The following is a 12,432-nucleotide window of genomic DNA, read 5'->3' on the forward strand; positions in this document are numbered from 1 at the left end:
GATTATCCGATAAAACTAATATAAAAACCTTTATACGAATGCTCACTCAAGGTTAAATACATCCAAGTGAGTGCTTAGCCCAACGGTTGAATCTCAACCGACTAGAGGAGAGAAAATGGCAGATTTTGAAAACGAGAAGAAAGCCCTGCATGACGCAATGGTCGCATACAAGGTTCCCGGGATCCTTGACGCGGTCGAGAAGGCCCGCGCCGCCGGGATGAACGCCAACGACATCATCAACGCCATGGGAGACGGCATGACCGACGTCGGAGTCCTCTTCGAGAGGGGGAAGCTCTTCCTCCCGCACGTCCTGTCCGCCGCGGCCGGAATGACCAAGGCCATGGAGACCCTCAACAAGGACCTCGAGGCCCAGGGCGGTGTCGAGACCAAGAAGAAAGGCGTCGCCGTCATGGGGACCGTCGAGGGAGATGTCCACGACATCGGCAAGTCGATCTGCTCCACCATGCTCCAGTGCGCAGGGTTCGAGGTGCACGACCTCGGCCGCGACGTCCCGAAGCAGAAGTTCGTCGACGAGGTCGCCGCCGGAGCCGGCTACTGCGGGATGTCCGCCCTCATGACCACCACCATGACCGTCATGAAGGACGTCATCGGCATGCTCAAGGACGCAGGCCTCCGCGACAAGACGATTGTCATGGTAGGAGGCGCTCCGGTGACCCAGGCGTATTGCGACAAGATCGGTGCAGATATCTACGGAGAGTCGGCATCGGAAACGACCGAGAAGGTCAAGGCTGCAACGGAGGTCTGAATATGCCGGCAAGCGTTTTCACCAGGATGGGAGACGGCCGCGTCGTCTACATGACCAAAGAGCAGGTCATGGACGATATCCAGGCCGGGATGGCGGACGGAGCGGATGCCGCTTCCGCCGCCGAGCTGACCGACGATGAGATGCAGAGGATCTGCGACATCGTCTGCGACCCCAGCAAGATCGTCGGCATCGAGCCCGGCGAAGAGGTCATCATGACCAAGGACGCCGGAGAGATCAAGTTCTCCCAGGACAGCGGAGGAAGCGGGATAGGGATAACGAGCATCCCCCGCGCGGCAGGCGCCCTCATGTACGAGAGAGCCTTCGCCTTCGATACCCTCGAGCTCGCATGGATGGATTACAGCATCAAACCTGTGAAGCAGGTCATCTCCGAGGAGATGATCACCTACGAGCAGATCTCCCAGGAGACAACCTTCCCCTACATGTACGGCGCGATGCCCAACATGGGACTCTACTACGCCCCTGACGGGCCCTACGGGAACCCCACGGACCTGATGAGAGAGTTCAAGATCGAAGAGGCCCAGGACCAGGCAGAGAAGTCCGCCGATCTGCTCACGAAGGATATCGGGTATGTTACTGAGCGCCTGCACTCGGTAGGATTGGAAGGGTTCGATTTCGACACCACCGCGTCCGCCGGAGATGCTGAGTTCGTCGCCACCCTCAGGGGAGCGGAGAACTACCGCAAACTGGATCCCAACGCGTACATCGTCATCGGAATGTCTGCCGAGAACGTGCTGGGTATCCACGGGTCCATAGAGTACAAGGGCACTCCTGTGGCCGGAATCTACCCTGCCGAGCAGGCGAAGCTCTGCGAGCAGGCAGGAGCCAATGTGTTCGGCGCAGTGGTCAATACCAACACCTCCAAGAGTTTCGCTTGGAACGTCGCACGCTCGGCTGCCATCATAAAGAAGTGCACAGATGAGTCGAACATACCTGTGCATGCGAACCTCGGAATGGGCGTCGGAGGCATACCCATGTGCGAGCTCGTCCCCACCGACACCGTCGGCAGGGCCGGGAAGATCCTCATCGAAATCGCCCACATCGACGGCATATAGGTCGGCGCCGGGGACCCGAACGCGATGGCCGTCGCTCACAGCCTGTGCTCCGGAATGGGCGGGATCAGGACCTCTGGAGACCTAGTCGGCAGGATGCAGCTCGGTAAGAGCATGAAGATCAACGCCGCCAAGGATTATGTGGCCAAGAAACTCGGCGTCGACCGTGCCGACCTCGCTGTCGAGGGCGTCATGAGGGACGTCAGGGAAGAGTTCGGGATCGGGACGATCACTGCTGTTCCCGGGACCCCCAAGGGGATCGCGGCCAAGATGAACATCGAGAAGCTGCTCGGCATCAAGATCAACAGCTGCGAGCACTTCCGTGAGCAGGCCAGAATCTGAGGGGCGGTATAATGGACACGGGAGCACTGGTGCTCAACATCGGCATCGTGATAATATCTATCACGGCCGTTGCCTTCATGATCCGGGACTTCAAGATCCACAGGGACCAGTTCAAGGCAGAAATGAAGGTCGGCGGCACCGGCAAAACACTGAAGGCGGCAGCGATCTTCAACGTCTGCCTGTTCTTCGATGTTCTGGGTATCGGCTCGTACGGGCCGATAACGGCATGCCTGAAGACATTCAAGGTCACCCGCGACAAATACATACCCGGAACCCTGCAGGTGGCATGCGTCGTATACCAGATGATCGTCGGCGTCTACTTCATCACCAACGTCGACATGGACCTCCTGACGCTGGCGGCATGCATCATCGCATCTGCCATCGGCGCATACCTAGGAAGCGGCCTGGTATCCAAGCTCAACCTCAACAAGATCCGCCTGGCGATGGGCATCGCCCTGCTGGTCGTGGCCGCAGTCCTCGTGCTCGGACTGGCAGGACTGACCAGTTTCGACGGCACCGAGACGGGATTGGACGGGTGGAAGCTCATCCTCATCACGGTGATCAGCTTCTTCCTCGGAGCGCTCATGACCATCGGGATCGGATGCTACGCCCCTCTCATGGCATGCGTTTCCCTGCTGGGGATGGACCCCATCATCGCATTCCCTGTCATGATGGGAAGCTGCGCTTACATCATCCCGGCGGCGGCCATCCGCTTCTGCCAGGAGAGCGCACGCTCGGAGAAGCCGACCTATGACCGCAAGGTCGCGGTCATAGGAAGCACGATAGGCCTCTTCGGACCGCTCGTCGCCATGTTCTTCGTCACCAGCCTGCCTCTGTTCTGGCTCAAGATCCTGGTCATCGTCGTCCTGCTCTACGTGAGCGGTATGATGCTCTACCAGGTCATGCACAAGACGGAGGACAAGGTCGCGATGGAGGAGGATGCCGAACTGGAAAGACAGGAGGGCGGTACAGAGAGCTGACCGGAACATATCTGCAGCGCCGGTATCCCCGGCGCTCCTCTAGTATTGCCACACAGCCCGGCGGCCAGTTCAGGCCGCCGGGCATCCTATCGAACCATTATTAGAAGAGTCGTGACTGGATATGGCTGAATGTGAAGGGACCGGTGATTCCGGATTCCGGCGGGTCCTGCACAGGAAAGATGTCGTCGTCCTTGCTTTCGGAGCGATGATCGGCTGGGGCTGGGTCATTTCAACGGGAGATTGGATCTCCGATGGCGGCGTCATCGGGGCATCGATCGGGTTCATCCTCGGCGGCCTGATGATATTCTTCGTGGGGATGACCTATGCGGAACTGGTCTCCGCCATGCCCAAATGCGGCGGCGAGAAGATCTACTGCCAGCGTGCTTTCAACAGCACTGTCTCTTTCATATGCACCTGGGCTCTGATACTGGGTTACGTCAGCGTGGTGTGCTTCGAATCCTGCACCATACCGATGATATTCTCGTACATCTACCCGGAATTCCTCCAGGGATATCTCTACACTGTCGAAGGCTACGACATCTACACCACCTGGGTCATATCGGCGGTAGCGATTGCGGCGGCCATCACATACATCAACTGCCGCGGGGTGCGCACCGCGGCCCGCCTCCAAACATTGTTCACTTTGATCATCTGCGCTTCAGGCGTGCTTCTGGCCGCCGCCTCACTGTTTTCCGGAGACCCTGCCAACATCTCCGAGAATGCATTCTCCGGTTCAGGGGGAGATGCCGTCATAGGCGTGATCTCCGTCATGATCGTCACCCCGTTCTTCCTCATAGGGTTCGATGTGATCCCCCAGGCGGCGGAAGAGATCGACCTTCCGTTCGCCACAGTCGGGCGCGTCATCATCCTCTCGATAATCTTGGCCGTCGCCTTCTACGGGATGATAATCCTGAGCGTCGGATCGGTGATGGATGAATCGCAGATACAGGCCTCTATGACCGGGAACGGGCTTGTTACCGCAGACGCGATGGCGATCGCTTTAGGGAACCAGGCCATGTCCAAGATCATTCTGGTCGGAGGCCTGTGCGGGGTCGTGACCTCTTGGAACTCTTTCCTCATCGGAGGAAGCCGCGCCCTCTGCGCCATGTCCGAGTCAGGGATGATGCCTGCGGTGTTCGGAAAGATCCACAGCCGTCACGGCACTCCCGCGGCCGCCATCGCATTCGTGGGAGCGATATCCATGATTGCACCGTTCTTCGGCCGCGTGACGATCTCCTGGGTCGTCGACGCCGGCACATTGGGGTGCTGCCTCGCATATTTCCTCGTGGCCGCCTCGTTCATGCGCCTCAGAACGAAAGAGCCAGACATGCCGAGACCTTTCAAGGTCCGCCATCCGACATTCATAGGCGCATCTGCCGCCTTCATGTCCGGGCTTATGGTGGCCCTTTACGTCATCCCCGGGACCGGTGTATCGCTCAGCGGCATCGAGTGGGCGATCGTCACAGCATGGACGGCTGTCGGAATCATCTTCTGGCTGATATCACGGAGGAGAAGGTCCGCTCAGCGCAGGCAGGAAGAATGATCTTACACGCAGAGGAAATGCCGTGAGGAGGACATCGCAGACTGAAACGATATTAAACCGTCTTCACTTAACCTATCTTAATTGGTTGATGGCATCTATGAAGAACACAGCCTCCGATAAGGAGATAGGTACGGACGAGAAGAACCGCAAGTACCTCAAGAAAATGTTCGAGAAGGACCCGTCGGACGACATCGAGTACCTTCCGGCAGGGGTCATCATACGCGGGCAGGAGGATGAGGACAATGCCTATTGGAATTCATTCCTCCCGATATTCTTCGACCGTGTCAACCATCTTATGAAAAAGGCCATGTTCGATGATGTTTCCGAGTTCGGACTGACCAGCGCGCATGCGTCCTATCTTATCGCTCTCGACCTCCAGAACGGTCAGACGATCATGGAGCTCACCCATTTCTTGGATATGGACAAGGCCAACACGGTCCGTGTGATCAACGTCCTCCGCGAGAAGGGCCTGGTCTACGACGATCGGAAAACCCCCAGCGGCAAGAAATATTCCATTTTCCTGACTGACGAAGGGAAGAGGATCGCCGACAGGGTGATGAAAAAGGTTCAGGACCGCGTCAACCACTATTTCGACGACTTCTCCGTGGACGAGATCGCTTCTCTGAGAGGGATGCTCGTCAGGATCCTCGAGAAAGTGGACCCGGATTTCATGGATTATGTGGACTCTCCGTATGTCCATCCGTTCTACGTCTATCTCCAGTCTCACCCGCCCGGAGAGAAGACGAATCCGCGCATACCCTGATATCAACCGTATTTTGACAGGTCTGCCTTTACAACTGCGGCGGACTCTGCTTGAACGGAATAAGAGCCAGCATAGGAAAAAGGAGGAAGAAGTTTGCGGGCCCGCCTCCTTCCGAAGACGGGCCCGGCGGGATCAGTTGCCGAAGACCTTCTTGAATCCGGCGTCGAGGTCCGCGATGAGGTCCTTGACGTTCTCGGCCCCGATGGAGATCCTGACGGTCGTCGGGTAGATGTGGATCTTCGCGAGCTCCTCCTCGGTCAGCTCCGAGTGGGTGGTCGAAGAGGGGTGGATGATGAGGGACTTCTCATCCGCGACGTTGGCCAGGAGGCTGAAGAGAGTGAGGCTCTCGGTCAGCTTCTGCGCCTGCTCGCCGGTTCCGTTGACCTCGAAGGTGAAAATCGACGCGGCGCCGTTGGGGAAGTACTTCTCATACAGCGCGTGGGTCGGGGTGTTCGGGAGGGAGGGGTGGCTGACGTACTTGACGTGCGGGTTCTGGGACAGCCACTTGGCGATTATGAGCGAGTTCTCGACCTGCCTGTCGACACGGAGCGAGAGAGACTCGAGGGACACCAGCAGAGCGAAGGCGGTCACAGGCGAGATGGTCGAGCCGGTATCGCGGAGGAGGATGGCCCTTATCCAGGTGACGAACGCGCCGGGACCGAGGTCGGCGAAGACCAGGCCATGGTAGGACGGGTTGGGCTGGGTGAGGTTGGAGTACCTGCCGTACGCTTTCCAGTCGGTCTTCCCGCTCTCGATGATGACGCCGGCGATGACGGTACCGTGGCCGGAGATGAACTTGGTCGCGGACTCGACGACGATGTCGGCACCGTGCTCCAGGGGCCTGAACAGGTAGGGGGTGGCGAAGGTGTTGTCGACGACGAACGCGATCTTGTGCTTGTGGGCGATCTCGGCGATGGCGTCGACATCGGTCACATCGGAGTTGGGGTTCCCGAAGGTCTCGGCATAGATGACCTTGGTCTTGTCGTTGATCTTGGACTCCAGGTCGGCGAGGTCGGTCGGGTCGAAGTACTGGGTGGTGATCCCGTAGTTGTCCTTCAGGGTGTAGGTGAACAGGTTGATGGTCCCGCCGTAGAGGTTGTCGGCGGCCAGGATCTCATCGCCGGAAAGTGCCAGAGCAGTGACGGCGTAGGTCACGGCGGCTGCTCCGGATGCGACGGCGAGGGCGGCGGCGCCTCCCTCGAGGGCGGCGATCCTGTCCTCGAAGACGGACTGGGTCGTGTTGGTGAGCCTGCCGTAGATGTTTCCGCCTTCCTTGAGCGCGAACCTGTTGTACGCCTGCTTCGAGTCCTTGAAGACGTACGAGGAGGTCAGGTATATCGGGACGGCCCTGGAGGAGTCCTCGGCGGGCTTCTCCTGGCCTTTGTGGATCTGGATGGTCTCGAACCTGTATCCCTGGGGGTTCAGGGGTCCGGCCGGGACATCATGGGCGTCATCTACGCGGAAGGGTTTGCTTTCAATCTCTTTCTCATCTTTCTTTCCGAACAGTGCCATATTCATGTCTCCTTTCAGGCAGCCTCTTGCTGCTTCTGATGGATATTATGATATTCCTAACTACTTATTATCTATTGTTAATATAATTCGATTAAGAATAAAACGTGATTTTATTCTTATCATGCCCGTTTATTTCTTCGGATGAAGGTCGAAAAGAATATCGTCGTCCTCTGTGATCTCGAAGCCGATTCCGGCCTTGGAGAGGATCTGGGACGTCCCCTCCTTGATCTTCGAGAGGTCCACTGCCTTGGGGTTGTAGCTCTGGAAATAGAACTCCTTGCGGTCGATCGGGAAAATCATCCTGATCCTCGCTTTCCTGATGTAGCCTTCCGGTTTGCGGTTCTCGGACAGATCGGACACGTTCATGTTCACGATCATCTGGAGCTCCTCGGCATCCGGGACCTGGTCGGCCACGGTGAGCGCGGATACCAGCAGCTCCTCGAAAATCGGAGCGAGGTCCTTGTAATCGCTCTTGTCGTTCAGAATGAAGTGCACGCTGGTCTTTCCCATGCCCCGCCAATCCAGATTTAGATATTTATCCGCGATTGTAGACGTTTTCTTATAATAATAAAAGACACGCAAGCACATGCACTAAATGAATATCAGAATGCCCGCGCCGGCCGGGCCCACTGTTTAACTATATAAGAGGCGAGCGGATAGGGCCGGATATTATGAGAACAGCCTTATCGGTGGCAGGTTCGGACTCTGTGGGAGGCGCCGGCATCCAGGCCGATGTCAAGGCCATGGCCTCCGTCGGGGTCCACGCCGCCACAGTCATCACCGCGGTCACAGCGCAGAACACCAGGGAGGTCACCAAGATCATGCCCGTCCCCGCATCGATGGTACAGGCGCAGCTCGATGCCGTCCTGAGCGACTGCGATGTGCGCGCGGTCAAGACCGGGATGCTATTCAGCGCCGAGATCGTGGACACGGTGGCCGATGCCCTCGAGGACCACGATGTGCCGCTCATAGTGGACCCCGTCATGGTCGCCACGGTCGGCGCCAGCCTGCATGACGGTTCGTTCGTCAAAGCGATGAAAGAGAGGCTCCTCCCCATCGCCGAGCTCGTTACCCCCAACAGGCACGAGGCCGAGGTCCTCGCCGGCATGAGGATCGAGAACGAGGACGATGCCACCTACGCATGCGAGATCATCGGCAAGGAAGCTCCGCCGTGCTCCTCAAGGGAGGGCACATGAACGATGCGAACGTCACGGATTACCTGTACGTCTCCTCCAGGATCAACAGAATAAGGAACCCCAGGCTCCCGTACCCTGCCGGCCACGGCTCCGGATGCGTGCTGTCATCCTACATCACCGCCCATATGGCGAACGGCCTCGACCTCATGGCCTCCGTCCTGGAATCCAGGAAGATGATCCAGAAGTCCCTGGAGACCCAGTACTCCATAGGGAAGGGGGTCCCCATCGTGAACGCCGCCGGCATACCGGAAGGCCCCTGCGGGGACGGCACCGATGTGCTGAAGGCCCTCGACGAGGCCGCCGCCGGGATCGCCTCCGAACTGCCGGCAGGCTCCTTCCCGGAAGGGCTGAACATCGCCTATGCGAAGAAGGGCGCGGCAGGCCCCGAGGACATAGCCGCCTTCGACGGAGGGATCGTCCCCGGCAGCGGGAAGCCGTCCGATGCCCGCTACGGAGCGGCAGAGCACATCTCGTTCGTGATCGCCGAGGCCATGAAGGCCGATCCTTCGGTCCGCTGCGCCGCCTGGTTCCGCTGCGATGAGGAGTTCGTCGAGAAGATGGAGGATGCCGGCCTGGAAGTCTCCCTGGTCAGGAAGAGGCACAGGAGCATCGCGGAGACGGTCAGGGAGGCCATCTCGGAGCACTCCCGCGGGTTCCCGGACGCCGTCGCCGACATCTCCGGAGACAGCGTGAAAGTGGACGTGCTCGGCAGGGACCCTGCGGACGTCCTCTCTAAGCTCTCCAAGATCTCGAACTGAAAACCCCTTACGGCCGGGATGCCCTGCCGCATTTTCCATCATCTGAAAATCGACGATGCGGGAATGGCTCCCGATCCCCCGTTCTGACAGGGTTTCATTCAAGGAATGGAAAAAAGACCCGTCCGGCCGATGCCGGGACGGGATAGGCCCGGAACGTTCCGGGCCGTAAGGTTTCAGCTGACCGATTTGACGTTGATGACGTAGTACAGGACAGTGTTGTAGTTCTCTGCCAGGGTCCTGTAGCTGAACTCGCCACTGCTGTTAGTGCCGTTGATGTAAATGGTCCCGGGCATCTCAGTACCGTCGGCGGTCACCTTGTAGAGGTTGAGCTTGATCATCTTAATCTCATTGAAATTATTGAGATCGTCAGAGTACTGGCCGGACACGGCCTGAGTATCGGAGATCTCGAGGTCGAAGGTGATGGTCCCGCTGTCGATGGTGCTGACCTTTGCCTTCACGGTGCCGAAGCTGCCTTCCTCGATGGTATACTCCTCTCCCGCAGTGGGCAGGTATGTTACGGTGACGGTGCCGTTGCTGTTGGCAGTGGCGATGCCTCCCCATCCGAGGACGGTCTTCTCGATAGTGACCGCAGCCCCGTTGGAGGGGACGGTGACGCCTGAGTACATGTTGGTGAACTCGGATGCAGACATCGTGACGCTTGTCGGGGTCGTGAGGCCGCTCGTAGACGCAGATTTAGTCGTGCTGGCAGCAGAATATCCGTCGCCGAGCTTGATGGTCAGGCGGATCTCGTCCCCTTCCTTCGCGCCGTAGAGGGCATCGTTGAACGCCTGGAGGACGCTCCCGGACCCGAGGGTCACCGAGAACGTGCTGTAGGAGGTCGACTCAGTGTAACCGGCGGAGTGGACCCATTTGGCGGAGTCCGCTATGCTCTCCACCGTGGTCTGGTAGATCGCGCCGCCGTTGTCGTAGCAGTCGTACAGCGACAGAGTGTAGTCCATGACCACAGTGCTGCCGGTGTCGGCCTCCGTATCGTCCCCATCGTTGATCATGTGGTCGTTGACGTATGCGCCGACGACCGCGACAGTCGCAACTACAATGATTATCAGGCAGACCAGGGAGATGGGCTCGCGCTCTCTCCTCGGTTTCACGTCCTCTTCATCGGCCATTTTTACCGAGTGGCTATTCTGAAGACCATATTTAACTATTGGCTGATGCCCGCACCTGCGTCCCCGGGCGGTTGTTTTTACGTAGAACGTGCATGCTCCCTGCATGTCCTTCCAACCCGGAGAGATGATGGGCAGGGTCAGGGCAGCTTGCCCTCTGGTCCACCACATCACCAATTATGTCACGGTCAACGACTGCGCCAACGCCACAATCTGCGCCGGAGGGTCCCCCGTCATGACGGACGAGGCCCTGGACCTCCCCGGGATGGTCCCGCTGGCCTCGGCGGTGGTCCTCAACATGGGCACGCTGAACGTCCGCACCGTCGAGTCCATGGTCCAGGCGGGGAAGATCGCCAACGCGCACGGCATACCGGTGCTCTTCGATCCGGTCGGAGCGGGGGCGACCCCCTACAGGACCCAGACCGCCGAGAGGATCCTCAGGGAGGTGAAGGTCTCCGTCATCAAGGGCAACGCGGGCGAGATCGGGGTCCTCGCCGGCACCGGAGGAGAGGTGAAGGGCGTCGACTCGCACGGAGGGACCGACACGGCCGCCGCCGTCAGGACGCTGGCACAGCGCACCGGAGCAGTTACAGCGGCCACGGGGGAGACCGATTACGTATCGGACGGGAAGACGGCCTACACCCTGCGCAACGGAGACGCCCTGCTGGGGAAGATCTCCGGCACGGGCTGCATGGTCTCCTCGGTCGCCGGCTGCTACATCGGGGCCTGCGGAGTATCCGCTGAGAGCGTCGCCGCCGGCATAACGGCGTTCAACACCGCCGCGGAGCTGGCCGTGAAGGGCGGGAAGGTCTTCGGGCCCGCCTCCTTCAAGACGAAGGTCCTGGACACCCTGTACTCCATGGACCCCGAGAACGCCGATTCGCTGGCGAGGTTCGATTGAATGGGACTGATGGACCTCTACGCGATAACCGACCGCGCCATGCTGGGCAAGACAACGGAAGCGGAGGCCGCCAGGCTCTGCTACGAGGCCGGGGCCGACGTCGTCCAGCTCCGGGGGAAGTCCATGGACGGAGGGCTCCAGCTGGAGCAGGCCCGCCTGATGCAGAAGGAGGCCGACCGCCTCAACAAGATCTTCATCGTGGACGACAGGGTCGACGTGGCCGTGCTGGCACATGCCGACGGAGTGCACCTGGGCCAGACCGACATCCCGGTGAGGGAGGCCCGCAGGCTGACCGGTGACGACATGATCATCGGCGCCAGCGTCTCCACCGTGGAAGAGGCGAGGAAAGCCATCGAGGACGGCGCGGACTACCTGGGCGTCGGGTCGATATTCACGACCAAGACCAAGCCCGACGCTAAGCAGGCGCTGGGCCTCGACATCATATACGATATCAAGAAAGAGCTCGGGGATGTGCCGCTGGTCGCCATCGGGGGCATCAACCGCGGGAACATCCTCGACGTCATCCATGCCGGCGCCGACGGCGCGTGCGTGGTGTCTGCAATCATGGCCGCGCCGATATCGGGAAGGCGGCCCATGAGCTCAAGACCATGATCCTCAACGACAGGCGCAGAGCATGAAGGTCAACGGGGAGGAAGCGGGGGATCCGGCAGGGAAGACCGTCTCCGGATGGCTCAGGGAACGCGGCTACGACCCTCTGCGCTCGGCCGTCCTGCTCAACGGAGAGGTCGTCCCGAGGGCCGAGATGGATAAGAGGAAGCTCTCGGACGGGGACGAGATGGAGATCGTCAGCTTCGTGGGCGGAGGATGATGCGGCCGGAAGACAAGAACGGCCCTGAAGGGGAGATGTTCGCCAGGAACCCTCCGGGCATGACCGAGGCGCTCTCGGGAGCGACCGCCGGCATCGCCGGCCTCGGAGGGCTGGGCTCCAACATCGCCGCCATGCTGGCACGTTCGGGGATCGGCCGCATCGTCACCGCCGACTTCGACAGGGTGGAGCCGAGCAACCTCAACCGCCAGAACTACGGAATCGATGATCTGGGACTCCTCAAGACCGAGGCCACCGAAAGGGCCCTGAGGCGCATACGCCCCGGGATCGGATTCGAAGGGCATGCCGTCCGCCTCAGCCCTGAGAACATCCCGGAGATAATGCGCGGGTGCGACGTCGTCATCGAGGCCCTGGACGGCCCGGAGGACAAGGCCATGCTCGTATCGGCGGTCCTCGAGAAGATGCCCGGGACGCCAGTGATATGCGGGAACGGGATGAGCGGGTTCGGAGATGCCGACCGCATCGTCAGGAGGTACCTTGGAAAGCTCGTCACGGTCTGCGGCGACATGAGGGACGGCGGCGTCTCCCCTCCCAGGGTCGCGGCCCCCAAGGTGACCGCCTGCGCCGCGCTGATGGCGGACGCCGCGTCGATGCCATCGTATCCAAATACAGGGCATCCGATAGCAGGCG

At 59.9% G+C, this 12,432-nt stretch carries 11 protein-coding genes and 3 pseudogenes; 11 read left to right on the forward strand and 3 right to left on the reverse strand.

The genetic code is table 11. The features are described from left to right. Nucleotides 1-115 precede the first annotated feature (115 nt). The 5 genes and pseudogenes from AUQ37_RS00525 (at nt 116) to AUQ37_RS00550 (ending at nt 5,464) form a co-directional block, all read left to right on the forward strand. Complete coding sequence (locus tag AUQ37_RS00525; RefSeq protein ID WP_058746969.1) at nt 116-766, forward strand: B12-binding domain-containing protein; 651 nt, start codon at nt 116-118, stop codon at nt 764-766. Between the two features lie 26 nt (nt 767-792). Beyond that, nucleotides 793-2,178: pseudogene (gene mtbB, locus AUQ37_RS00530) on the forward strand ([dimethylamine--corrinoid protein] Co-methyltransferase). Between the two features lie 11 nt (nt 2,179-2,189). Then, nucleotides 2,190-3,158: a hypothetical protein gene (locus AUQ37_RS00540; RefSeq protein ID WP_058746972.1), complete on the forward strand. Its 969-nt coding sequence runs from the start codon at nt 2,190-2,192 to the stop codon at nt 3,156-3,158. A 121-nt stretch (nt 3,159-3,279) separates the two neighbouring features. Beyond that, on the forward strand, nt 3,280-4,701 hold the full coding sequence (locus AUQ37_RS00545) for an APC family permease (protein WP_058746973.1): 1,422 nt from the start codon (nt 3,280-3,282) through the stop codon (nt 4,699-4,701). A gap of 97 nt (nt 4,702-4,798) precedes the next feature. Then, nucleotides 4,799-5,464 carry a MarR family winged helix-turn-helix transcriptional regulator gene (locus tag AUQ37_RS00550; RefSeq protein ID WP_157844223.1) on the forward strand — a complete coding sequence of 222 codons (666 nt, stop codon included), beginning with the start codon at nt 4,799-4,801 and terminating at the stop codon, nt 5,462-5,464. A 132-nt stretch (nt 5,465-5,596) separates the two neighbouring features. On the opposite strand, the gene AUQ37_RS00555 is transcribed toward AUQ37_RS00550, so the two are convergent. Both AUQ37_RS00555 and AUQ37_RS00560 read right to left on the reverse strand, forming a co-directional pair. Beyond that, complete coding sequence (locus tag AUQ37_RS00555; RefSeq protein ID WP_082662321.1) at nt 5,597-6,976, reverse strand: O-acetylhomoserine aminocarboxypropyltransferase/cysteine synthase family protein; 1,380 nt, start codon at nt 6,974-6,976, stop codon at nt 5,597-5,599. Between the two features lie 129 nt (nt 6,977-7,105). Further along, on the reverse strand, nt 7,106-7,486 hold the full coding sequence (locus AUQ37_RS00560) for a hypothetical protein (protein WP_058746975.1): 381 nt from the start codon (nt 7,484-7,486) through the stop codon (nt 7,106-7,108). Between the two features lie 233 nt (nt 7,487-7,719). Between AUQ37_RS00560 and thiD the strand changes: the two are divergent. Both thiD and AUQ37_RS10385 read left to right on the forward strand, forming a co-directional pair. Then, nucleotides 7,720-8,339: pseudogene (thiD, locus tag AUQ37_RS10380) on the forward strand (bifunctional hydroxymethylpyrimidine kinase/phosphomethylpyrimidine kinase); the annotation flags it as partial. 6 nt (nt 8,340-8,345) lie between these two features. Next, nucleotides 8,346-8,930: a thiamine-phosphate synthase family protein gene (locus AUQ37_RS10385; RefSeq protein ID WP_235584768.1), complete on the forward strand. Its 585-nt coding sequence runs from the start codon at nt 8,346-8,348 to the stop codon at nt 8,928-8,930. 173 nt (nt 8,931-9,103) lie between these two features. Here AUQ37_RS10385 and AUQ37_RS00575 read toward each other — a convergent pair whose 3' ends face one another. Then, on the reverse strand, nt 9,104-10,057 hold the full coding sequence (locus AUQ37_RS00575) for an FKBP-type peptidyl-prolyl cis-trans isomerase (RefSeq protein ID WP_058746978.1): 954 nt from the start codon (nt 10,055-10,057) through the stop codon (nt 9,104-9,106). A gap of 103 nt (nt 10,058-10,160) precedes the next feature. On the opposite strand from AUQ37_RS00575, the gene thiM reads away from it, so the two are divergent. From thiM to thiF, 4 genes and pseudogenes are all read left to right on the forward strand, one after another. Further along, a complete protein-coding gene (gene thiM, locus AUQ37_RS00580) occupies nt 10,161-10,955 on the forward strand; it encodes a hydroxyethylthiazole kinase (protein ID WP_235584756.1) in 795 nt (264 codons plus the stop codon). After that, complete coding sequence (gene thiE / locus AUQ37_RS00585; RefSeq protein WP_201013594.1) at nt 10,956-11,567, forward strand: thiamine phosphate synthase; 612 nt, start codon at nt 10,956-10,958, stop codon at nt 11,565-11,567. It abuts the gene before it with no gap. 22 nt (nt 11,568-11,589) lie between these two features. Next, on the forward strand, nt 11,590-11,784 hold the full coding sequence (gene thiS / locus AUQ37_RS00590) for a sulfur carrier protein ThiS (protein ID WP_058746979.1): 195 nt from the start codon (nt 11,590-11,592) through the stop codon (nt 11,782-11,784). 59 nt (nt 11,785-11,843) lie between these two features. Continuing rightward, nucleotides 11,844-12,326: pseudogene (gene thiF, locus AUQ37_RS13280) on the forward strand (sulfur carrier protein ThiS adenylyltransferase ThiF); the annotation flags it as partial. Nucleotides 12,327-12,432: the final 106 nt, after the last annotated feature.

Source organism: Candidatus Methanomethylophilus sp. 1R26 (genome assembly GCF_001481295.1).
GTDB lineage: Archaea > Thermoplasmatota > Thermoplasmata > Methanomassiliicoccales > Methanomethylophilaceae > Methanomethylophilus.